Here is a 24,335-nt window from a genome sequence, read left to right as displayed (position 1 = left end):
CACATAAAATTTGATTGCCTAATTTCAGTTCTCCCCCCTTTAATCTCTAATGAAATTTTAAAGCGTCGCTTTTAATATTGCCTACATCCTAAACAATAAAGTAGTTCTGATGGCAGCTAGTTATTCTCTCGATGATTTACGTTACTTTTGCACCATAGTAAAACTAGGTAGCTTTAAAAAAGCATCAGCAAATCTTGATATGTCACTATCAACCTTAAGCCGCAGAATACGTCTATTAGAGCAAGCTCTTCAATTAACGCTACTCAATCGAGATGCCCATCGAGTAACGCTAACGCATACTGGCGAGTTATATTACGACCGCTATCGCAAGTTATTTGAGGAAGTAGAGTGTATCGAGCAAGCACTTTGTGATGAAAAAGACCAACCTAAAGGGAAAATTAGGATCTGTGCCCCCATTTACATGGGTAAACATTTTTTAAGTCCTATTTTTTGTGATTTTTTACTGCAGTATCCCGATATTCAACTAGATTTACGCTTTTCAAATAACCTTATTGATATTGAAAAAGAAGCGATTGATATAGCATTTAGAGTAAGAAACCCTGCCATTGATAATTGGGTTATTAGAGAGCTTAAACTTATTCATAATGTGCTTTGTGCTCACCCAGACCATGATTATCAATCCATCACTCATCCTAAACAATTAGAGCTGCACCCAAAAATTGCGTGCGTTGGGTTGGTTCCGTGGCAATTAAACAATCAGCAAACGAGCGAAGAGTACAGTTTTAATCCAAACACACATGTTCGATTGGAGGTTGATGAAATTCAAATGATGAAACAAGCAGTTGAGTCTGGTGTGGGTATTAGCTACATCCATGATTATATAGCATTACCACTTATTAAAGCCGGAAAGCTTAAACGCATTCTTCCTGATTGGCAAAGCAAAGGGCAGCCATTTTCTATGCTTTATCGCGACAGAAAACAAATCCCTTATCGAGTGCGTTTACTCATAGAGCATACACTGCAACACTTTACTAATATGTAGCAGTGTATGCTTTTTACAGCAAAGTGATTAAGCTCATTCGTCTTTTAAAAACTAAGCCTTAGTACAATTACACCTAAAAATGCCGTTGTTAATCCTATAACTTCTTGGCGTGTAAAAGACTCTTTTAGGATGATGCGTGAGTACAACAAAATAATTAAAATATTCATACCTGAAATCGCTGAAACTAGCCCTGTATTACCAATAGCAAAAGCCGATATTATTGCAACCATGCCAGCCACATTAGTTAAACCAATAAGTAACCCGCACGAAAATGTTTTACCGGCAGACCAATACGCTTGAGAAGCGCCTTGCTCTGCTAACATTTTTTTGCGCTTTACTAACCAACTAACAGCAAAAAGAAAACTACCAAAACCAAACATAGACGTTAGCGTTGCAAAGGTATCGGCCTCAAGAAGTGTTGATTGCTTACCCATTAAATCATTAAATGCAAAGGCAAGTGCAGCGAGTAATCCCCATTGCGCACCTTGTAGGTTGTTCAACGAAATATCGCTTGAATAACGAATGATATAAAGGCCACCAAAAATAATGAAAAAGCCAATTAATTGAATTGTTGTTAAGGTCTCCTGCCACAATAAAAAAGCAAATAAAAGGACAAACAAAGGCGTCAATCCCGATAAAATACTAATTAAAGACGCTTTACCAACCGAAAACCCCTTATGCAACAAACCATTAGCAGCAAAAGAGCCAAAACCTAACGCTAGCCCAACCGTAATGTCTGCCCAGCCATACCATGTATGTTCAAATACCACAGTACCTAGCGCACTAATAACAAATCCTACAAAAAATACACCGAATAATAATAAGTTACGGTTAATCTTTTTCTGCGACGTCCATTGATACAACACTCCTCGGGCACCAAAAAAAACGGTTGCGAGTAATGCAAAAATTATCCACATACAAAAATGATTCCTTTAAAAAGTAATGGGGTAACAGTGAGGAGCGATTTAACAACACGTGTTAAGTACGAATATCCATTATATTCGCTTTTAAAATTTTATAAATAAGCATTAATGATAAGATAAATTCCATAAATGGTATTTAAAAAATAGCAGATGAAGATATAACTGCTCAGCGTCACTCTATTTAATAAAATAGCTTTGAGCAGTTATTAGAGTGGATCCTAACTCACCTTTTTGAACGGATTACGGGTATCTTGGTGCGCGTCTAGATTACGCATTAAAATAGCGTGATCTAAGTTAATGCCCTCATCTAGCTGGATTTTTACAATGTGACCAGAACCTTTAGCATCGCTAATACTTTTGCCTCTTTTGTTTTCCATATATTCAAGCGTAAAAGTAATGTTGCCTTGTGGTGTCATAAGCTCTAAAGATTGACCAGTACAAAATTTATTTTTAACGTCTATTTCAACTAATCCATTTTCGCAGCGCCCAAATACTTCACCCACAAATTGCTGCTTAGTTGATACAGAGTGACCGTATTCATAGTTTTGATAATCTTGGTGGGCATGGCGTTTTAAAAAGCCTTCGGTATAACCACGATGCGCCAAGTTTTCTAATGTTTTAAATAAGCTAGTATCAAATGGTTTACCCGAAGCCGCATCGTCTATTGCTTTACGATAAACTTGTGCAGTGCGCGCCACATAATAAAATGACTTAGTACGCCCTTCTATTTTTAAACTATGTACACCCATTTTTGTTAACTGCTCTACGTATTGCACAGCGCGTAAATCTTTTGAGTTCATAATATACGTGCCGTGTTCATCCTCAAATGCAGGCATATACTCACCAGGGCGACCTTGTTCCTCTAGCATAAATACATCGTTGCTTGGTGCGCCTTCACCTAATGTAGGAATCACCTGTTTGGGGTCAATTTTATGCACCATTTCGCCGGTTTCGTTCTCAACACCAGGTTTTACATCGTAATCCCAACGACATGCATTAGTACACGTCCCTTGATTTGGATCGCGCTTATTTATGTAACCAGAGAGCAAACAACGCCCCGAATACGCCATACACAGTGCGCCATGTACAAATACTTCAAGTTCGGTGTCTGGGCAGAGTGTGCGTATTTCGGTTATTTCTTCGAGCGACAGCTCTCTTGATAAAATAACGCGTTCAATTCCCTGCTTTGCCCAAAATTGTACACTCGCGTAATTTACCGCATTTGCCTGTACTGATAAGTGAATGGGCATCGCAGGCCATTTTTCACGAACAAGCATAATTAAACCAGGGTCCGACATAATCAGCGCATCGGGCTGCATCGCAATAACTGGCTCTATATCACGTAAATACGATTTTACTTTCGCGTTATGCGGCGCAATATTAGACACCACATAAAACTTTTTATTTTGCGCATGCGCTTCACTAATACCAATTTGCAGCGTGTCTAAGTCAAATTCATTATTGCGCACACGCAAGCTATAACGAGGCTGCCCCGCATAAACCGCATCTGCGCCATAAGCAAACGCGTAGCGCATGTTTTTTAAACTGCCTGCGGGGCATAATAATTCAGGAATAAAAGGCATTGAAGAAATAACGGGTAACATGTGCGCTCCATACATCGAACTGGGTTTAAACCAGTTGCATGAGTTTTACCAATTTGATTGAAAAATTAAGCATTAATCCAGTGAAATTGGTGTTATTGAAAAATACATAAACACAAGCGCAGCAGTATAAATATGGCTAATAATTTAAATTTGATCGAGATCATAAAACAGCAATCAAACTGGTTTTTAATAAAATTAGGATTTTTCACTTAAAACGCGTATAATTCGCGCCCGTTAATATTCACACTTTTACTTAAAATTATTGGAGCATAAAGATGGCTTTAGAGCGTACTTTCTCAATCGTAAAACCTGATGCAGTTGCTAAAAACCACATTGGCGCTATCTACAACCGTTTCGAAACTGCTGGCCTTAAAATCGTTGCAGCTAAAATGGTTCACCTTTCACAAGAGAAAGCTGAAGGTTTCTACGCAGAACATAGCGAACGTCCTTTCTTTGGCGCTTTAGTATCTTTCATGACATCTGGTCCAGTAATGGTTACAGTTCTTGAAGGCGAAAACGCTGTTCTTAAAAACCGTGAAATCATGGGTGCTACTAACCCTGCTGAAGCACTAGCTGGCACTTTACGTGCAGACTACGCTGATAGCATCGACGAAAACGCTGTTCACGGTTCTGATGCTGTTGAATCTGCTGCTCGTGAAATCGCGTACTTCTTCGCTGACGAAGAGCTTTGTTCACGTACTCGTTAATTCGAATTCGTTAACAAAATGAAAAGGGCTTTCGGGCCCTTTTTTAGTCATTACGCAAAGTATTCATAAGTGCATTTTTTGATATTTTACTTAATGATTAAAGTGAGTGAATTGTGTACAATTCGTCCTCGTAAATTTTTATCTCCACCGTCACCGATTGAGGTTGTTTCATGACCGAGCAAAAAAAGATTAACTTATTAGATTTAAACCGAGATGCAATGCGCGAGCTATTTGCATCGTTCGGTGAAAAGCCGTTTCGTAGTGACCAGGTGATGAAATGGATTTATCATTTTGGCGTAGATAACTTCGACGAAATGACTAACGTAAATAAAAAGCTTAAAGAAAAGCTTAAAGCTGAGTGCGAAATTGTAGCGCCAGAAATAACAGTTCGCCAACAAGCAAGCGACGGTACTATTAAGTACGCGCTTATTCTTGAAGGCGGCCAAGAAGTAGAAGCCGTTTGGATCCCTGAAAAAGAGCGCGCTACGTTATGTGTATCATCACAAGTGGGTTGTGCGCTTGAATGTACTTTTTGTTCTACTGCTCAACAAGGCTTTAACCGTAACTTAAAAGTATCTGAAATTATTGGCCAAGTTTGGCGTGTAGCTAAAGATATAGGCCTTGATGGTCATAGCGAAAAGCGCCCAGTGACTAATGTTGTGATGATGGGTATGGGCGAGCCTTTACTTAATCTTAAAAACGTAGTGCCAGCAATGGAACTAATGATGGACGATTGGGGCTTTGGTTTATCTAAGCGCCGCGTAACATTAAGTACTTCAGGCGTTGTACCTGCTCTTGATTTACTAAAAGAAAAAATTGACGTAGCACTGGCTATATCACTTCACGCACCAGATAACGCACTGCGTGATATTTTAGTGCCTGTTAATAAAAAGTACCCTATTGAAGAGTTTTTAGCGGCGTGTCGTCGTTATATCGACGGTTCAAAAGCTAATAAAGACGTAACTGTTGAATACGTTATGCTTAATGGCATTAACGACAGCACTGATCAAGCGCATGCATTAGTACAAACGTTAAAAGGCACACCGTCTAAGGTAAACCTTATTCCGTTTAACCCGTTCCCGGGTAACGAGTACACACGCTCAAGTAATAGCCGTATCGACCGCTTTTCAAAAGTACTACAAGCTGCAGGTGTAACCTGTATTGTGCGCCGTACTCGCGGTGATGATATTGACGCAGCTTGCGGTCAGTTAGTCGGTGACGTAGTTGACCGTACTAAACGTTTAGCTAAAAAGAAAATCCGCGACGATAACGCGATTGCCGTTAATATCCACCAAGCATAATCTGTAACAGCCTTATATGAATAAACCATATAAGGCTGTTAAGTTGTTTATTTTTAAATAAATGATGCAAGAGTAAAGCTTTTAGGTAAGATAGGCGACATGGACTAAAAATAAAGAGATAAGGTAATGCGATCTATACTTGCTATAACACTATCAACACTTGCCCTAAGTGGCTGTGTGAGCGAAAGTAGTTATAACGGCAGTAATAAACCCGTCGTCGAAAATAAGGTTAATAATACTGGCGCAGCACGAACACGAATTGCTTTAGCCCTACAGTATTTAAAAACGGGTAATAATTCTCAAGCCAAATACAATTTAGAACGTGCAGCAGCATTTGCTCCTGACCTACCTGAAGTACATTACTCTCTTGCTTATTACTACCAACAAGTGGGCGAAAACCCGCTAGCTGATAAAGCCTACCAAAAAGCACTTGAAATCAAGCCAGACGATCCTAACACCCTCAATAACTACGGTGTGTTTTTATGTGGTATTGATGAATACGATCGTGCAACTGATCAATTTTTAAAAGCCATTGAAGTACCAAGTTATATTCGCGTTGCCGAAAGCTACGAAAATTTAGCCCTGTGTGCTATTGAATTTGATGATTTTGAAAATGCAGAAAGCTACTTTCAACAGGCACTTAATCACAGCTCTCAGCGAACATCTACATTAATTAGCTTAGCCGCACTGTATTACGCTAAAAGTGACTTGTACAAAGCCAGTGAACTTTTAAAACGCTATGAAAGTACGGGTCGAGTATCTTCTCGCGCATTAATGCTTAGCTATCTTGTAAAAAACCGAATGGGCAGAATTGAAGAAGCTGAAAAAATTTCCAACACTATTTTGCAAACTTACTCTACCAGCAACGAAGCCTATGCGTTAAAAGAGAAAAGAACACGTTTTAATGAGTTTGAAATACTGCGAGAAAAATACCGTAAAGCGCAGTTAAAAGAACTAAAAAATGACGCAAGCGGCGCGCACGTTAGTTCAAAACCAAAAATAAAAGTTATTAGAAAGAAACGTTCGCCAGAGGACGGTTCAACAAGCTTGGTAACAAACAACGAGCAAAAAACAGATAAAAATCTCGCAACAGCAAATAACCAAGATGTAAATCCAGTTATAGCAAGAGAAGAGCAAGCTCAAGCATTGCCAAATACGCTCAGTACGCAAGCCGACGAAGCAACCGTAATAGCAAAACAAGTAACGACCCAAAAAGAAGAGGCTCCTAAAGTCGTCGCGCCAAGCAATCCTACCGATACATCGGCTGTTATGCTTGCACTTACTACTGAGCACGACTCTGCAGATTCTATAGTAGCAGCGCCTGAAAAAGCGCAACCCGTTTTAGAACTTCAAAAAGAAGTTATAGCAACAAAACAACCGGCTAAAGCCGATGACGAGGTAACAATAATCTCGTTTGGCGCACCTAAAACAGGCCAGTTTAATTCGCAGCAAACTAGTAACTACAGTAATTCTGCACCTGCAGTTACTAATCAAAAAAACAGTAGTGACGTGGTATTCTACGAAGCGACTAAAAATACAACCGTTTTTGAAAACAGCAACTATCAAAATAATGCTGATATTGAATTTAAAAGCTACGAAGCAGTGCAAAAAGCTGAGCTTCCAATGCTTAATCCTAAAGTATCGCCTTTACGCGTGCCATTTCATGTAATTGCTGTTGGCGAAAACCTATTTAGCATTTCGGTGCGATACAATGTTAAACTACAAAAACTCCTGCAATGGAATGGTTTAAAAGAGTCGGATCGGGTAATGAATGGAAGTAAAATATACCTAAACGATCCTAATATTTATTACGAAATTAAAGCTGGTGATTCCCTTTACGATATAGCTACCCAGCGGCATGTATTAATTGACGAATTAATGCGATGGAATAAATTAAGTCCTGATATAGCATTAAAACCAGGGCACAGACTTTTACTAGTGGATCCAGACTCATACACATTATGAATGAAGAAAATACGCAAACACAGAGCGAACAGCCAACTGTAGGCCAAATACTAAAAAATCATAGAGAGCAAGCAAACGTTAGCATCGCAACTATCGCTGCACCGTTAAAGCTGTCTGAACTTCAAATTAAACGCCTTGAAAATGATGAATTTGCGTTACTAGGCCCTATCACTTTTGTTAAAGGCTATATAAAAAATTATTGCCGTGAATTAAAAGTCGATAGCGCACCTATATTAGCAATGATGCCGGCCCCACCAGAGCCGACCAAGCCCGCTAATATGCAAAGCTTTTCGCGCCGAACAGAAAAAGAAGCAAGCGACAGCCGTTTGATGTTTTTTAGTTATTTAATTTTAGCGATTGTTATTGGCTCATCTGCTTTATGGTTTTGGCAAAACGCCACCCCCATTGAAGAGCAAACCAGTAAAATAAACGTTGCCAACTCAATAATGAGTGAACGACAAGCAGCTCAACCCAGTATTTTACAGCAACAGCAACAAGCCGAAATTAACGACGAATCACTATTAGAATCAAAAGATACGCTTGAAACATCAACAAGCTCAGAAGCCGTTACAGAAACGGCTCCTATTACATCTAACAACGAAAGCCAAGAAGATGCTAGCAGTACAATTGTTATGAACTTTAACGGCGAAAGTTGGGTTGAAATTTACGATGGCGAAGGCGAAAAAATAGCATTCGGCGTTAAAAAAGCAGGCTACATTATGACCGTAAGCGGAACGCCTCCTTTTTCAGTTGTGCTTGGTAAGCATGACGCTGTAGACATTACTTTAAACGGCGAACCTGTAGATGTTTCTGCATTTCCTAAAAACCGTTTAGCCAAATTTACATTACCACTAGCAGAGTAGTCGCTATGTTTTCAGAATCCCCAATTAAACGCAGAAAATCCACCCGTATCAATGTAGGTAACGTCCCTATTGGTGACGGCGCCCCTATTGCTGTGCAATCAATGACCAACACCGACACCATGGATGTTGATGCAACCGTTGCACAAATTCAGGCAATACAAGATGCCGGTGCCGACATAGTGCGTGTATCAGTACCGACTATGGACGCAGCTGAAGCGTTTAAAAGTATTAAAGAACAAGTGACTATTCCGCTAGTAGCCGATATTCACTTTGATTACCGTATAGCCTTAAAAGTGGCAAAGTACGGCGTAGATTGTCTGCGCATAAACCCAGGTAATATAGGTAGCGAAGAGCGTATAAGAGCTGTGGTCGATTCTGCTCGCGAGTATAACATTCCTATTCGTATTGGTGTAAATGGCGGCTCACTTGAGCGCGACTTACAAGAAAAATACGGCGAGCCTACACCTGAAGCCTTATTAGAATCAGCAATGCGCCATGTAGATATATTACGCCGCCTTGATTTTGACCAATTTAAAATATCGGTAAAAGCATCAGACGTATTTTTAGCGGTAGGCGCCTATCGCTTACTCGCTAAAGAAATAGACCAACCACTTCATTTAGGTATTACCGAAGCGGGCGGCATGCGATCTGGCTCGGTTAAATCAGCCGTAGGTTTAGGTATGCTACTTGCCGAAGGTATTGGCGATACACTGCGAGTGTCGCTTGCAGCTGACCCTGTTCAAGAAATTAAAGTAGGTTTTGATATTTTAAAATCGCTGCGCATACGTTCGCGCGGTATTAACTTTATTGCCTGCCCAAGCTGTTCTCGTCAAGAGTTTGATGTAGTAAGCACCATGAACCAGCTAGAAGAGCGCCTTGAAGATATTATTGAGCCTGTATCGGTTTCGGTAATTGGTTGTGTTGTAAACGGCCCAGGTGAAGCCCTTGTGAGTGATATTGGCCTTGCCGGTGCAAACCGTCGCTCAGGTTTATATATTAATGGTGAGCGCCAAAAAGCGCGTATTGACAACAACAACATTGTTGACCAGCTCGAAGGCTACGTGCGCGACTTTATTGCTCAAAAAGAGCAGCAAACACCTATCGATATTAAAATAGTCGAATAAATACCGTATAAAGCGCCAAACAGCGGTGTTTGGCGTTTACCTTTATGACCAGAACGCTATAATAGCGGGTCAATTTTTAGCATTCTTGTTGTGTAAGCATTTTTTATTACACATAAACAGCATTTAGGATTTATCAGTGGCAAAACAAATTCAGGCAGTTCGCGGTATGAACGATTGTCTGCCGGGCGATACACAAGTTTGGCAGAAAGTAGAAAGCATTTTACGCGAGACAGTAGCATCGTTCGGTTATCAAGAAATTCGTTTTCCTATTGTAGAATCAACCGACTTATTTAAACGCTCTATTGGTGAAGTTACCGATATAGTAGAAAAAGAAATGTACACCTTTGCCGATCGCAATGGCGACTTATTAACACTTCGCCCAGAAGGCACCGCAGTATGCGTACGTGCTGGCAACCAAAATGGCTTACTATATAACCAAGAACAACGCCTTTGGTACATGGGTCCAATGTTTCGTCACGAGCGTCCGCAAAAAGGTCGTTACCGTCAGTTTCACCAATTTGGTTTAGAAACATTTGGTATTGCCACAGCCGACATAGACGCAGAAGTTATTTTATTAACAGCGCAACTATGGGAAGCCTTTGGTATTACTGACCACGTTCGTTTAGAGCTAAATTCTTTAGGCTCTAACGAAGCGCGTGCAGATTACCGTGATGCGTTAGTAGCCTACCTTGAGCAACACATTGATGTGCTTGATGAAGACTCAAAACGTCGTATGTATTCAAACCCATTACGCGTACTTGATAGCAAAAACCCAGACGTACAAGCAATTTTAACTGATGCGCCTAAATTGTCTGAAAACTTAGACGCTGAATCAAAAGAACATTTTGAAAATTTATGTGAACGTTTAGACGCTGCTGGCGTCTCATATACGGTTAATGAAAAGTTAGTACGTGGTTTAGACTACTACAACCGTACCGTATTTGAATGGGTAACCGACAGCTTAGGCGCACAAGGCACAGTATGTGCTGGTGGTCGTTACGACGGCTTAGTTGAACAGCTTGGCGGCAAAGCAACGCCAGCAGTTGGTTTTGCAATGGGTCTAGAGCGATTAGTGTTATTACTACAAGCGCTTGAGTGTGTAGGTGACATTCGTCGTAATGCTGATGTATATTTAGCAGCAATGGGCGACAAAGCAAGCATTCAAGCTCCTGCAATTGCAGCGCAACTACGTAAAGACGTACCAGGTTTACGCGTTATGGTGCATGCGGGCGGCGGCAACTTTAAAAAACAATTAAAACGTGCTGATAAAAGCGATGCACTTGTTGCAGTGATTATTGGTGAAGATGAATTAGAAAAAGGCGTTGTGACCATCAAGTATTTACGCGAGCGTAAAGAACAAGTCACATTAGAATTAGAACAAGCTAAAGCGCTATTAGCTGAGCTTATTAACGGCTAAGCGAACATTAGAGGTAAGAATGGATATTTATTCAACAGAAGAACAACAAGCAGAAGCCATTAAACGCTTTTTCCGTGAAAACGGCATTTCACTTGCACTAGGCATACTTGTTGGCCTTGGTGGCTTATATGGCTGGAAAGCATATAACCAAAACCAAATTACTACCGCTGAAAAAGCATCAGATTCATATACAGCGCTTGTTGAAAGTGATGATGTATTATCTTCAGCTGATGCGTTTATTAGCGAAAATAAAGATACAAACTACGCAACACTTGCTGCATTTGTTGCTGCAAAAGACGCTGTAGAAGCAAAAAAATTAGACGTAGCAAGCGAAAAGCTAAGCTGGATAGTGTCTAATACTGAAAATACAGAATTAAAAGCAATTGCGATTACACGTTTAGCGCGAATTCAAATTGCACAAACTAACTATGACGACGCATTAACTACATTAAATGCACCATTACCTGAAGCATTCAATGCAAACGTTGCCGAGCTTAAAGGCGACATTTACACACAGCAAGGTAACAAAGATCAAGCACGTACTGCATACCAAGCAGCAATAGATGCGGGTGGATTAACAAGTAACCCACTATTACAAATTAAGTTAGATGACCTAGCAGTAACTAGCCCAGCGGCATAAGGTTTTAGGCATGAAAAAATTTACAACAGCAGCCCTTGCCCTATGTATGGCAACACTGATGGGTTGTTCATCAAGTGATGATGAAGATGAACTAGTACTTCCTGAAATTGTAAACCAATTTGAAACTGACGTTGTTTGGCAAGAATCTGTAGGTGATGGCGTAGAGCATTACTTTTCTCGTTTAACACCAGCTGTTTACAAAGATACTGTATATGTTGCTAGCCGCGAAGGCCAAGTAGAAGCGCTTTCGCTTACTAACGGCGATACCAAGTGGGAAACCGATGTACGCCAAGATTTATCGTTTTGGCCATGGGCTGACAACGGTAATGCAAAATTATCAGGTGGTATTTTGCAAGCCTATGGTAAAATTTATATAGGTTCTGAACACGGCTTTATTATTGCTCTTGATCGCGAAACCGGTGAAGAAGTTTGGCGTAAAAATGTACCAGGCGAATCACTGTCTAAACCGACAGCAGGCGATGGCTTAATATTTGTAAATTTAGGCTCTGGTAAATTGTTAGCCCTTCACCCAGATACGGGCGAAGAGCGTTGGAGTTTTGAACAAGAAGTTCCACCACTAACATTACGCGGACAAAGCTCGCCAACTGTTGCTAACGGTGGTGTATTAGTAGGCCTTGAAACAGGCAAGCTAAGCGTTTTAATTTCAGACAGTGGTTACTCAGCATGGAGCGCAGAAATTGCGGTTGCTAAAGGCGCATCAGAATTTGAACGCCTAGTTGACGTAGACACTCAACCGCTTATTAGCGGTCCATACGCTTACGCTATAGCTTACAACGGCAACTTAGCTGCTGTAGATATTCGCTCTGGCAACGTAGTTTGGAAACGTGAGTACAGCAGCTACCGCGAAATTGCGATGGATGCACAAACAATTTATTTAGTAGATAGCGATGGTGTTATTTACGCATTAGATAAAAATTCAGGTATTGAACGTTGGAGCCAACCCGCTCTACGTGGTTGGTACCTAACAGGCCCTGCAGTTGCAGGTAGCCACTTAGCTTTAGGCGACCAAGAAGGTAACCTACATTGGCTAAATAAAGAAACTGGCGAGCTAGTATCTCGAGAAGACTTTGACAGCTCAGGCTTTTTTGTTGAGCCAGTTGTTGCCGACGATAAGCTAATTTTATACACCCGTGATGGTGAAGTTAGTATGGTAAAAATACCAAACTAACTGACTGCTATTAGTATAACCTGCTAATAGTTAATTGTTTTTTGTAAGGCTTCGCACTGCGAAGCCTTTTGTTGTTTTTTAAAGAGGTAGTTTATGCTTCCCGTGATCGCTCTAGTTGGGCGACCCAATGTGGGCAAGTCCACATTATTTAACCGTTTAACACGTACTCGTGATGCACTCGTAGCCGATTTTCCAGGTTTAACACGAGATAGAAAATATGGCCAAGCTAGTTACGATGGCTATGAATTTATCGTGGTAGACACGGGCGGTATTGATGGCTCAGAAGAAGGCATCGAAATCGAAATGGCAGATCAATCTCTGCTAGCCATTGAAGAAGCCGACATTGTTCTGTTTTTAGTAGATGCTCGTGTAGGTATGACCGTAGCTGACCAAGCCATTGCTAATCACTTGCGTAAACAAGAGAAAAAGTGCTTTGTTGTTGCCAATAAAACCGACGGCATTGATGCAGATTCAAACTGTGCTGAATTTTACCAATTATCATTAGGTGAAATACATCACATTGCAGCTGCACATGGCCGTGGTATTACCCTATTACTTGAACAAACACTTCAGCCGCTTATTGCTGAACTAGCTGCTCAAGATGAAGAAGTAACAGGTGATGACGAAGAATTAATCGATCTTTACGAAGAAGGCGAAGGTGGTGATACCGATCATCAAGCGTTTGCTGACAAACCTGTAAAGCTTGCTATTATTGGTCGCCCTAATGTTGGTAAGTCAACACTTACAAACCGTATATTGGGTGAAGATCGTGTAATTGTATATGATATGCCAGGTACAACGCGCGATTCTATTTATATTCCAATGACGCGTAACGACAAAGAGTATGTGTTAATTGACACAGCCGGTGTTCGTAAGCGTAAAAAAGTAAGTGACGTAGTTGAAAAGTTCTCAGTAATTAAAACACTACAAGCAATCGAAGATTGTAACGTGGTTTTACTTGTTGTGGATGCGCGCGATGGTATTTCTGATCAAGACTTAAGCTTATTAGGTTTTGCGCTTAACTCAGGTCGTTCGCTGGTTATTGCCGTTAATAAATGGGATGGCCTTGACGACTACGTTAAAGATCGTATTAAAACAGAGCTTGATCGCCGTTTAGGCTTTATTGACTTTGCACGCTTACACTTTATATCTGCACTTCACGGTACAGGTGTTGGTCATTTATTTGAATCGGTTGATGAAGCGTACGAGTCAGCAACTAAGCGTATTAGCACCGCAATGCTTCGCCGTATTATGGACATGGCTCAAGCCGATCACCAGCCGCCACTTGTTCGTGGTCGTCGTGTTAAGCTTAAATATGCGCATGCCGGTGGTTATAACCCGCCACGTATTGTAATTCATGGTAACCAAGTTCACGATTTACCAGATAGCTACAAACGCTACCTTATGAACTACTACCGTAAAGCACTTAAAATTATGGGCACCCCAATCAAAATTGAATTTAGAGAAGGTGATAACCCATTTGCAGGGCGTACTAATAAAGTAACGCTTTCGCAAAAACGTAAAATACGTGCGTTTGCAAAAGAAAACCGTAATAAATAAACTGCATAAGCGTTAATCTATTACAGAAAAACGGCGTACTTTTTAGTGCGCCGTTTTTTATTACTGAAAATTAAGTAATGCTAATTGCACCAACCGTTCAACTGTCGTGTCTTGAACATTTTTAGGCGCTTTGGGGTAATACTTTGATTTTGGCGGCTTAATAGTTATAAACCCATTATTGGTCGCCATTTCGTGGGCTAACAGCTTACGCTCTCGGGGGGTTAAATGGTTTTCGTGTATTTTTGCCAGCTCGCCGCTATCAAGCCATATGCCTGCACAACCAGGGCATTCGTCTATCTCAACCACTTTGAGCGGCGAAAAATACCGGCGCATCATCACAATACTTGGGCATTTAGGGCAATTTACTCGCGATGAGACTTCGCCCTCACCTTCGGTATAATTACTCAAATACTTAAGTAAAACCTGACCATGCTTTAACTCCGGCGAGCTAAACTTAAAAATTTGGCTGTTATCAAAAAATACGCCGCCTTGCGCTGACGTAAAAACAGTAATCCCGCCAACAAGTAAAGGTTCAAGTGGCGTATTACTACGAGGACAATACATTTAAAATTCCTTTTTATTTATTTTCTTTTACTCAAGTGCTTTATGAATAAGCCCAACAAGCGGGCCGGGCAATGTAATATTACCTGCAAGTACAAACTCATGGGCTTCATCTGACATTTTTTGCCATGTACGGCGAATAATACCAATCCATTTTTCTTCATTGTAATCTGGTTTTGCATTGGCAAACCCAAGCATATAATGTTCAATAAATACAAGGCTTGCTACATCTTCTACTAATTGGCTGTCTGGGTTACGTTTAATATTTTTTTTAGCGACCGCATCGTACACTCGGTTTTGCTCAGCTTCACCGTAACCAGCTTGCTTCATGAGCGCAACCACGCTGCTAGCATGAAATATATAAAGTGCACTGCGCCACTGATGATAGCCCTGTTTGTTCATTTCAAAATCACTACGTGGCGACTTCCAACGCTGAATATGCTGTGCACGCACTGCAATTTGCATGAGATCATCGGCATCTGGTTTAAAACGAGTTAACATTTCGCTCATGCGCAAGGCGTATAAACTTTCTTTTGGAAAGCTTTGTCCATTGTGCTGCTCAGTATTAGGGTCTTGGTCGTTTGCTTCATCAATTAAGGTAATTACTTTATTAAACATGACGATCATTTTTTATAATAAGTTTTAGTCATTCTAAACGCTGATAAAACAATAAACTAGTACGCCAATCAGTTACGCAGTGAAATTTGTTCAATCAAAAAGTAAAACCAAGAGTTACAGGTTATAAAAGTAAGCGCATTGATTAAGTTAACTTGGTACTATATTGAGCACAAATTAAAATAAAAAAGCGCGATAAATAATAACTAACTCGCCAATAACGGATGACTATGTTTAAAAAAAGTATTCTAGCTATATGCTTAGCGGTTGCATCGCTACCAAGCTTAGCCGACACTAACACTGATTTAAAAACCATTATTGATAACCACTGGCAAAACGCCAAAGCTGAAAAAATATTTTTTCGTACCGACCCAGACGGCTGGAAGCCAAACGGTACTTTGCCAAATTGGAGCGAGCAAGCCATTGCAAAGCGCCAAGCTTATAACAACAACGTACTAAAAAACTTAGCCAGCATTGACCCAAAAACGCTCAACAACGAGCAGCTAATGAACTACCGCTTATTTAAATATGAGCGAGAAACCGAGCAGCAAAGTTACCTTTATCAAGATAAGTATTTTCCGGTTAATTTTTTAAGTGGCTGGCATACTTACTTTGCCGAAGCACCGGCTAACATGGCATTTTTAACACCCGACGATTACAACGCATTTTTAATCAGCCTTGCCGACTACCCTCGATTTAATCAGCAAAATATTGATTTAATGAAAGAAGGTATAAAAACAGGCTTTACTCATTACTGCAAAACCTTTGAAAATTACAGCCAAAGCATTAGCGCGCATATTGTTAAGCAACCTGAAAACAGTGCCCTTTACGAGCCCTTTACACGTATACCAAACACGTTTACAGCAGAGCAAAAAGCCACATACCAAAACAAAGCAAAGGCCTTAATCAGCTCAAAAGTAGTCCCTGCTTATCAGCACTTTTACGACTTTTTTGAAAACGATTACATGCCTAACTGTAGAGCGCAGCCGGGTATTGCAAGCGTTAAAGGCGGGCTTGAGTATTACAAATATGCAGTTAATTACTACACCACAACAGACGCCACGCCAAAGCAAATACACGAACTAGGCTTAAAAGAAGTCGCGCGTATAAAAACGCAAATGCAAAACATTATTGATGAAGTAGGTTTTGATGGCACATACAGCGATTTTTTAGAATTTTTAGCGACCGATAAGCAATTTTACGCAACAGACGCGCAAGACCTGCTAGAAAAAACCGCTTTTATTACGCAAAAAATGTATGGCAAGTTACCAACCTACTTTAATCATTTACCGCGTAATACCTTTACTATTAAAGGCTCAGCGAGTCGCGGCGCGTTTTATATGCCACCTGCTGATAACCGTTCCCCCGGCACTTATTTTTTAGCCTCAACACCTAAACTACAGCCTTTATATAATTTAGAAGCACTTAGCTTACATGAGGCAATACCAGGGCATCATTTACAAAACGCTATTGCTATGGAGTTAAATGTACCCGAATTTAGACGCACACTTAGCCACTCTGCATTTGGCGAAGGTTGGGCACTATACACAGAGCGCTTAGGTAAAGAAGCCGGCTTTTATCAAAACCCATACAGCGACTTTGGTCGTTTAGGTTACGAAATGTGGCGCGCAGTGCGTTTAGTGGTTGATACAGGTATTCATGCATTTGGTTGGAGCCGCCAAAAGGCTATTGACTACTTGGCAGATCACACTGCTTTGCCACAAAGCGCGGTGGAGGATCAAATAGATCGTTACATATCATGGCCAGGCCAAGCGCTTTCGTACAAAATGGGCGAAATAAAAATACGCGAACTGCGTGCAAAAGCTGAAAAAGAACTCGGGGCTAAGTTTGATATTCGCAGCTTTCACGACACCGTTATCGGCCAAGGCTCGCTGCCTATGGAAGTATTAGAAGACGTAATAAACGATTGGATAGCAAAACAAAAATCGGCTATTTAACATTCAAGGAGGCGGTATTATTTGCCGCCTCTTTTTAAAACCCTCTTAAACACCTCAAAACTAATCCCTACCCGCTTTTGCTTCGTAAAGTTAATGATTACAAAAACCTGAGTAAACCTATGAGCAAACGCATTTTATATTGGCTACAAAACGATTTACGAATAGACGACAACCCTATTTTAAGCGAACTTGCTACTGAGCAATGCGCGCTCGATATTGTATTTGTTATAAACCCGCACTGGTTTAAAAATAATAACTATCAACAAAAGCCGTATGGCGTGCATAAACAGCAGTTTTTAATGCAAAGCTTGTATGAACTCCAACAAGAGCTTATTGAGCGCGGGCAAACCCTGCATGTGCTTGAAGGCGAACCTGTATCGCTTTTGAAAGCGCGTATTAATGAGCAAAATATAGATGAAGTTGTATACAGCGAGCAATTTGGCCTGTACGAGCAACGCCAAATAAACTTACTCAAAGCACATTGCCCAAATACACAATTTACAGGAACGCAGCAAGACACACTCTATAAACAAAGTGACCTACCGTTTGATGTAAGCGAATTACCTAAACACTTTACCCCGTTTCGTAAAAAGGTAGAGGCCGCCACTAGCCCCATTTCACTTTCAACATTACCAAACGGTTTGCTCCCTCAGCCAATAACCTTGTGCGCTAAAAAACCTTTAGAGCGTATAGCAAATAATGGCGTAATGCATGGCGGGTTTAAAAGTGCGCAAACACATTTAAAGCAATACTTTTCAGGTTTACTACCAAGTACTTATAAAATAACTCGAAACGAGCTTGATGGCTTTAATAACACCACAAAATTTAGTACCTGGCTTGCTTTTGGGTGTGTAAGTGCGCGGCAAGTTTATAAAGCAGTTGAGGCGTACGAACATAGTCAAATAACAAACGAGTCTACCTACTGGATTAAATTTGAATTGCTATGGCGAGAATATTTTAAATGGCATGCACTTAAGGCAGGTAAAAGCCTGTTTAATTTTAAAGGCCAAAAGCAAACCAAACCCCTTACTACATTTATGCCAAACCGATTTGCTGCATGGTGTAATGGCTCAACACCCTACCCATTAGTCAATGCCATTATAAATGAGCTTAACGCTACGGGTTATATATCAAATAGAGCAAGGCAAATTGCAGCAAGCTGCTTAGTGAACGAGCTTGGCCTTGATTGGCGATACGGCGCAGCTTATTTTGAACAGCAACTGATTGATTACGATGTAGCCGCTAATTGGGGTAATTGGCAATATATAGCAGGTGTAGGCGTAGATCCGCGTGGTGGTAGGCACTTCAATATTGAAAAACAAACGTTACAGTTTGACCCGCACGCTGTTTACACTAATAAATGGCAAGGCAATAAAAATACCAGCACGCAGCTGGATACTTTAAACGAAGTTGATTGGCCAATTTAAGCCGCCAATCAACTTTTACAAAGTAACGTTTAAAACAGCTCAGCAATGCCTATATTAATAGCGTAACCACCCAATGTTAAAAACAAAAATAAACACAGCGCCAGTAACAGCGGTTTAATACCCGCTTGGCGAATTGCCCCTACATGTGTGCGTAAGCCTAAAGCCACCATCGCAATGGTGAGTAATATATTATCAAACCAAACAACTGCGCTTGTAGCGACTTGAGGAATAACTGATAGCGAATGTACACCACTTGCCACAATAAATAACACAGCAAACCAAGGGATTGTAATACCCGCTTTTTGCTCGCCGCCAGGCGCGTTTATATTTGCATGCTTTTTACTTTGCCAAAACGATAAGCCCACTAAAAATGGCGCAAGCATCATCACCCTTAGCATTTTTTCTATAACGGCGGTATCTGCAGCATTGGCGCTTACAGCTGTGCCCGCTGCAACCACTTGCGCTACTTCATGAATAGTTGAGCCTACAAAAAGACCGTAAGCGTGCTCGCTCAATCCCATGTAATCAAACATAATTGGGTAGGCAAACATGCTTAACGTGCCAAACACCACCACCGTTGCTACAGCTACCGATACTTTATGCGCCTGCGCTTTTATTACAGGCTCGGTTGCCATTACAGCTGCTGCGCCACAAATAGAGCTACCTGCGCCAATTAATATGGTTGTTTGTTCATCAAGCTTAAATACGCGCTTACCTAACTGCACTGCCAAAATAAATGTGCCTAACAGCATTACAACATCGGTTAATAAGCCTTCCCAACCTACGCCCGCTACTTGCGCAAAAGTAATTCTAAACCCAAACAACACAACCCCCGCTTTAAGCAATATACTTTTAGCGTAATCAACACCTATATCGGTTTGCGTAGCAATACGCGAAAACACACTGTTACCCACAATAATGCCAAGCACTATACCAATAGTTAAAGAGCTAAATTGCGCACTTTGCATTATGGGTAACTTACTTAATGCAACAGATGCCCCCGCCAAAACAACCACCAGCAGCATACCTAACCACCAGCGCGTATCGCCATATTGCTTAGTATTAATACCCAAAGGCTGAAACCCATTTTTAATAGCGCTAAGCATAATATTCCCTCAATTGAACAACGTTAAACTGTTGACTTCATTTTATGAAAGCGCAAAATATAACTCCAATACATTAAAATCATGATTCGATAACTTAAAGTTATGTAATTTGAGAGGCACAATGAACTTGCATGCACTTCGGGTGTTTTATACGGTAGCAAAGCTTGGTAGTTTTTCAGGCGCAGCTGAAGCGCTTTTTATAAGCCAACCGGCTGTATCTAAAGCGCTAAAAGAGCTTGAGCACCAATTAAATATTCAACTTATAGAGCGTGCATCTAAAGGCAAAAAACTTACCTTAAGCGAGGGCGGCCAAGCCTTGTATGATCATGCACGTAGCATTTTTGCTATTGAAAAGGCAGCCATTGAAGATATTAAATCACGCACAGGGCTTAAGCGTGGCACGCTCGTTATAGGCACTAGTACAACCATTGCCAGCTATTGGCTACCGCCCTACTTAGCTAAATTTTGCGCGCAGTACCCTGATATAAAAGTAGAAGTACAAGTGGCTAATACAGCGCAAATTGAGCACGCCCTACTTGAATGCACTATCGATTTAGCACTGGTTGAAGGCACACCAACCGAGCCGCATATTATAAGTAAGCACTGGCAAAACGATTTAATGAGTGTTGTTATACCGAGTAACTTTAAGCCCACGAAAGACTTAAAAGCATGGTTAAACAATCAATTTTGGCTACTGCGCGAGCCGGGCTCGGGTACTTTAGAAATGTCGGTAAAGTTATTAGCCCAACATGGCGTAATAGCAGAGCGCAGTATGCAATTAGGCAGCAACGAAGCCATAGCAAGGGCCGTCGCTCAAGGTATGGGGGTCGCTTTATTGCCAAATGTAGTTACTGAGGATTTAGTGCAGCTAGGTAAATTAACACGCCTGAGCCAAAAAAATAACGAGCAACTTTCTAGGCCACTTTATCAACTGCATTATAAAGACAGACCGTCTTCACATGCTGCGCAAGCGTTCGAAAAAAACCTGTTTAGTGAATAATGTTTGATCTGAGCTGTAAGCCGAGTAAGAAAACGGTTGTGTAACATTAATCGCTTATTGTGGTGTTACCTTAATTTATTATATGTAAGCCAACTAGTTAAACCCATTGAAAGTACTAATAAATGAAGAACCAATGTTTCACGATTAAATTCACTAAATAGACTAAATAAAAAAACTGGAAGTATGCTTAAGATTAAAACTACCGGTAATGTAAATAAATTTAACTTTTGGAGTAATAAGCTAATAGGTAATCCGTAAATGAGCATTAAAGGATAAAAATAAAATAAACTTCCCACCCCTATTGATACACCAAAGCCAACACCTGAAATTAATGAACTAACAGAAGTATAGTTTTCGATACCCGCATAAAAATAACAAAAACCAAGGACTGGTAATGCAATTAATGGACTAAGAATCGCAGCAATCAAATTTTTACGTAGATCCTTAGACATATTAAGAAATACCACAACGAGCTTGTAGATTAATTCGTTTTTTATTTGTTTTAATTGATATGCAAACCATAACTGAATTCCTATTTTTGCTCAGCCAAATGGATCAAACCCGACTTCACGCATTGTAATTTTAAGAGATCACTCATAGCAGTTCACCAGCTACCCATAAATCTATTAGCAAAATCCGTAAGCTCTTATATCCCCAAGCTGAATTCACAAACCCTTAGTTAAATCTTGTGCCAATGTGCCCGATGGCTTTTCAATTACGCGTACTAACTCTTTGCCATTTTGCTTAACAATAAACGTAGGGGTGTATTGCAAGTCGTTAGCCAGTGCAATACCTGCATCGTCTTGCTTGTTGTAACCTACGGCAACATATTTAATGCTTGCAAGTTGTACTTTTGATTCATCTAGTAACTTAATTAAACGCGGCACTTCGCGCTCACTGTCGTGGCACCATGTGCCAAATAATACAATTAGCTCTTTACCTTCTAGCTTTTGCATTAACGCAATGTCTTGTGCTGTTGGCGTAAATGCTTTGTATTGCTCGTTAAATTTGTCGTAGTCGCTTAGCAGTACATCAGTTGTAATACCCCCCGAAAATGGTGCGTCAGCAGCACAGCTTAATAACGGCATGCTTAAAGCACACAATAAAATTAATTGTTTAAACATAAGGTTGCTCTTAATTAGATATTAAATTAGGTATTAAAGTTAGGTATTAAATAAAGCATTTAACGACTATACCCAATATTGAGTGTGGAGTGAACAACTCTAAAGCGTTACTTTTTATCCATAAAAAAGTTAACTTGCGATAAGTTAGTTAAATATTCTCGCCTTACGTCTTTATTCTCGGCTAACTTATCTAAGTCACCAATTAAGGTAACAAGCTTGGTGTGTGAGTGACGGTTTGTTTCTATAAAATCATCTTGCTTGTCATCACTCTCATCGCGCTCTTTTTTATGCATTGAGTAGCTGTTTTCGTTTTCTTCAAGCCAAATATCGTCAATTAAGCGAATGTCGCTTTTACTAACTGTTTGCTCTTGCATCGCCATTTGCAGCTCATATTGGTTAGTTTGCGGGTTAAACGCATACATTTTTGTATCAACATCAACCTCGTGAGACTGATCGAGCCCCACAAGTTCTTTATTTTTAACCGCAGACCCTACGTTATAACTCTCTTCTTTGTTGTAGTAATCAGGGCGACTGTATTGATAATCAAAATGGCTACTTACATTTTTACTTTGCGTTACACCGCTAAGATCCCCTAATTGGGTTTGATCAGTCGCTTGGCTTAGCTCAATGGTACTTTTAGGCTGATAGTCGCCGTTATCCAGCGCATAAGAAAATGTAGCATCAAAATCAGCGAGCTTAGAAATCCCCGCTCCTAATGTATTCGGTGCTTTATTACCTAGCCCTTGGTAACGGCTATCGTTTGCGACCATGTTATCAACTAAATCGGCTACCATAGGGCGCCCGTCATTAAAGTGCTGATCTGCAAGCAACTCCAAATTGCTATAACGCTCAGCCGCCGACGACATACTCGCAAAAGCGTCTTTAAATAATGCAAAGCCTTGCTGCATTGCCTCATCGCCTTTTCGCCCAAATGCCGACTCTTTATCGTCTTTGGTACTGTTTACTCGGCTATCTTCTAAGCTTTGATCGAGCGACGCTAAATACTGCTGCATTTGCTGCGTGTCTTTAGCGCCAATGGTTGACATATCAAGTGCAAAATCAATGTCGTTTTGCCCACCTGTGGCTTTAAACACAAGTGCTTGCTGGTTTGATGCTTCATCAATGGAGTAACTTAAATCAAGCGTGTTCTCTTTCGAATCAAGATCTTTATTTTGCGTTGTTGAAAACGACACATCAAAGCCTGTTAGCTGCTTACTATTAAACCCTGCTAAAAAATCTAAACTCATGTCTGTTTGGTTTGGCACTATAAGAGGATTAAATGAGTTATCACTCACTTTAAAAAATTCATCGGCCATTTCGCCAACACCCGCCATAACCTGCGTTAAAGCGCCATGTTCAGCCTCAGATAAATTACCATTAACTTCGTAACTTATGCCAAAGCCATCTATCGCTTCACCTGTTTCTTCGTCATAACCTTGCGATGAGTTAAAGGTAATGTTTATAACACCACCCTCTTTAGTTTTTACCGAGAGCTCAAACAGGTAGTTATCGTCATCCTCGTATTTTGCGCGATTAAGGCTTTCCATGTATGGATTAAGTGAGCGCTCAACACGTTGCTGGCTTGAGGCTAAAAACGTTTTTTGCTCATGCCCAAGCTGACCTAAACTCGATAAAATATCGCTGGTATTAGCATAAGCACCCTGAATATTTTTAACTGATGTATTTAATCGCTCAATTAATTGGGTGCTGTTTTCGTTTTTTAATAACCCCTCATGCTGAGAGCTTATTACGGTGCGCAGGGCGAGTTCTTCATCGGAGAGTTTATAGTTAAGCGTGCTCGGCGTGCTTGAAATAGTAAATAACGAGGTAAGTTGCTGCTTTAACACGTCCTCTACCTTTTGATTACTGGCTAGTGCTTCATCAAGAGTTTCATTATTTAACTGGCTTAATAACCCATCGGTTATTTTTGACTCGTTAGTTTGTAAATCATTAATAGCTTGAAGGTCGCTGCTGGTGTGTAGCGAAGGACTCACAGAGCTTTGGTTAGCGTTATTAACTGATTGGGCAAGTAAAGTGCTTAAATTAGCCTGGCTGGCGAGTGTATTATTAACCATGATTATCCTTAACCGCTTAACCCTATTAAGTAATTTATCGGACGCAGCATTAAAAGCTTTAGCTTAAGGAGACGTTTTTTACCTATTATTTATACAAACAACCCATTAATAAATTAAATAAGCATAAATCTAAATCGAATAAGCGTAGGTCGGATAAGCGCAGCGCCATCCGA

21 protein-coding genes are annotated in these 24,335 nt (G+C 40.5%); 13 read left to right on the top strand and 8 right to left on the bottom strand.

The window, feature by feature from the left end; translation table 11 throughout:
* Window positions 1–109 precede the first annotated feature (109 nt).
* On the top strand, window positions 110–1,003 hold the full coding sequence (locus H5160_RS05060) for a LysR family transcriptional regulator (RefSeq protein WP_182736985.1): 894 nt from the start codon (window positions 110–112) through the stop codon (window positions 1,001–1,003).
* A gap of 44 nt (window positions 1,004–1,047) precedes the next feature.
* Here H5160_RS05060 and H5160_RS05055 read toward each other — a convergent pair whose 3' ends face one another.
* Entirely contained in the window at window positions 1,048–1,920 is an 873-nt protein-coding gene (locus H5160_RS05055; RefSeq protein WP_182736983.1) for an EamA family transporter, read from the bottom strand.
* 224 nt (window positions 1,921–2,144) lie between these two features.
* Window positions 2,145–3,530: a tRNA 5-hydroxyuridine modification protein YegQ gene (gene yegQ, locus H5160_RS05050; RefSeq protein ID WP_182736981.1), complete on the bottom strand. Its 1,386-nt coding sequence runs from the start codon at window positions 3,528–3,530 to the stop codon at window positions 2,145–2,147.
* A 275-nt stretch (window positions 3,531–3,805) separates the two neighbouring features.
* Here yegQ and ndk point away from each other — a divergent pair, with 275 nt between their 5' ends.
* From ndk to der, 9 genes are all read left to right on the top strand, one after another.
* Entirely contained in the window at window positions 3,806–4,237 is a 432-nt protein-coding gene (gene ndk, locus H5160_RS05045) for a nucleoside-diphosphate kinase (RefSeq protein ID WP_002961288.1), read from the top strand.
* Window positions 4,238–4,407: 170 nt separating this feature from the next.
* Window positions 4,408–5,538 carry a bifunctional tRNA (adenosine(37)-C2)-methyltransferase TrmG/ribosomal RNA large subunit methyltransferase RlmN gene (locus H5160_RS05040; RefSeq protein WP_002961289.1) on the top strand — a complete coding sequence of 377 codons (1,131 nt, stop codon included), beginning with the start codon at window positions 4,408–4,410 and terminating at the stop codon, window positions 5,536–5,538.
* 126 nt (window positions 5,539–5,664) lie between these two features.
* Window positions 5,665–7,503 (top strand): type IV pilus biogenesis/stability protein PilW, encoded by a 1,839-nt coding sequence (pilW, locus tag H5160_RS05035; RefSeq protein ID WP_182736979.1) that lies wholly within the window; start codon window positions 5,665–5,667, stop codon window positions 7,501–7,503.
* Complete coding sequence (locus tag H5160_RS05030; protein WP_002961292.1) at window positions 7,500–8,366, top strand: RodZ domain-containing protein; 867 nt, start codon at window positions 7,500–7,502, stop codon at window positions 8,364–8,366. Before pilW ends, H5160_RS05030 begins: the two co-directional genes overlap by 4 nt.
* Window positions 8,367–8,371: 5 nt before the next feature.
* Window positions 8,372–9,490 (top strand): flavodoxin-dependent (E)-4-hydroxy-3-methylbut-2-enyl-diphosphate synthase, encoded by a 1,119-nt coding sequence (ispG, locus tag H5160_RS05025; RefSeq protein ID WP_154904108.1) that lies wholly within the window; start codon window positions 8,372–8,374, stop codon window positions 9,488–9,490.
* Window positions 9,491–9,626: 136 nt separating this feature from the next.
* Entirely contained in the window at window positions 9,627–10,907 is a 1,281-nt protein-coding gene (gene hisS / locus H5160_RS05020; protein WP_008168943.1) for a histidine--tRNA ligase, read from the top strand.
* Between the two features lie 19 nt (window positions 10,908–10,926).
* Entirely contained in the window at window positions 10,927–11,547 is a 621-nt protein-coding gene (locus tag H5160_RS05015) for a tetratricopeptide repeat protein (RefSeq protein WP_002961300.1), read from the top strand.
* Window positions 11,548–11,557: 10 nt separating this feature from the next.
* Entirely contained in the window at window positions 11,558–12,736 is a 1,179-nt protein-coding gene (gene bamB / locus H5160_RS05010; RefSeq protein ID WP_002961301.1) for an outer membrane protein assembly factor BamB, read from the top strand.
* A gap of 93 nt (window positions 12,737–12,829) precedes the next feature.
* Complete coding sequence (der, locus tag H5160_RS05005; protein WP_182736978.1) at window positions 12,830–14,296, top strand: ribosome biogenesis GTPase Der; 1,467 nt, start codon at window positions 12,830–12,832, stop codon at window positions 14,294–14,296.
* Window positions 14,297–14,356: 60 nt separating this feature from the next.
* Here the strand turns inward: der and H5160_RS05000 are convergent, their stop codons facing one another.
* Window positions 14,357–14,860, bottom strand: coding sequence for a zf-TFIIB domain-containing protein (locus tag H5160_RS05000; RefSeq protein WP_182736976.1), 504 nt, complete (start codon window positions 14,858–14,860; stop codon window positions 14,357–14,359).
* Window positions 14,861–14,887: 27 nt separating this feature from the next.
* The gene (locus H5160_RS04995) at window positions 14,888–15,475 is read right to left on the bottom strand and encodes a DUF4202 domain-containing protein (RefSeq protein ID WP_182736974.1); all 588 of its coding nucleotides are present in this window, start codon (window positions 15,473–15,475) and stop codon (window positions 14,888–14,890) included.
* A 227-nt stretch (window positions 15,476–15,702) separates the two neighbouring features.
* On the opposite strand from H5160_RS04995, the gene H5160_RS04990 reads away from it, so the two are divergent.
* Entirely contained in the window at window positions 15,703–17,430 is a 1,728-nt protein-coding gene (locus H5160_RS04990; protein WP_182736973.1) for a DUF885 family protein, read from the top strand.
* 119 nt (window positions 17,431–17,549) lie between these two features.
* Window positions 17,550–18,857, top strand: a complete 1,308-nt coding sequence (locus H5160_RS04985; RefSeq protein ID WP_182736971.1) for a DASH family cryptochrome — start codon at window positions 17,550–17,552, stop codon at window positions 18,855–18,857.
* Between the two features lie 29 nt (window positions 18,858–18,886).
* On the opposite strand, the gene H5160_RS04980 is transcribed toward H5160_RS04985, so the two are convergent.
* Entirely contained in the window at window positions 18,887–19,963 is a 1,077-nt protein-coding gene (locus H5160_RS04980; protein WP_182736970.1) for a YeiH family protein, read from the bottom strand.
* 121 nt (window positions 19,964–20,084) lie between these two features.
* Between H5160_RS04980 and H5160_RS04975 the strand changes: the two genes are divergently transcribed.
* A complete protein-coding gene (locus tag H5160_RS04975; protein WP_182736968.1) occupies window positions 20,085–20,963 on the top strand; it encodes a LysR family transcriptional regulator in 879 nt (292 codons plus the stop codon).
* Between the two features lie 65 nt (window positions 20,964–21,028).
* On the opposite strand, the gene H5160_RS04970 is transcribed toward H5160_RS04975, so the two are convergent.
* The 3 genes from H5160_RS04970 to H5160_RS04960 all read right to left on the bottom strand — a co-directional run bounded on the left by H5160_RS04970 (window position 21,029) and on the right by H5160_RS04960 (window position 24,162).
* Window positions 21,029–21,415, bottom strand: coding sequence for a hypothetical protein (locus H5160_RS04970; protein ID WP_182736966.1), 387 nt, complete (start codon window positions 21,413–21,415; stop codon window positions 21,029–21,031).
* Between the two features lie 213 nt (window positions 21,416–21,628).
* Complete coding sequence (locus H5160_RS04965; protein ID WP_182736964.1) at window positions 21,629–22,087, bottom strand: thioredoxin family protein; 459 nt, start codon at window positions 22,085–22,087, stop codon at window positions 21,629–21,631.
* A 107-nt stretch (window positions 22,088–22,194) separates the two neighbouring features.
* Window positions 22,195–24,162: a hypothetical protein gene (locus H5160_RS04960; RefSeq protein ID WP_182736963.1), complete on the bottom strand. Its 1,968-nt coding sequence runs from the start codon at window positions 24,160–24,162 to the stop codon at window positions 22,195–22,197.
* Window positions 24,163–24,335: the final 173 nt, after the last annotated feature.

Origin of the sequence: Pseudoalteromonas sp. SG43-4 (genome assembly GCF_014164325.1) — a bacterium.
Taxonomy (GTDB): domain Bacteria; phylum Pseudomonadota; class Gammaproteobacteria; order Enterobacterales; family Alteromonadaceae; genus Pseudoalteromonas; species Pseudoalteromonas distincta.
This window is presented reverse-complemented; position numbering and strand designations above follow the sequence as displayed.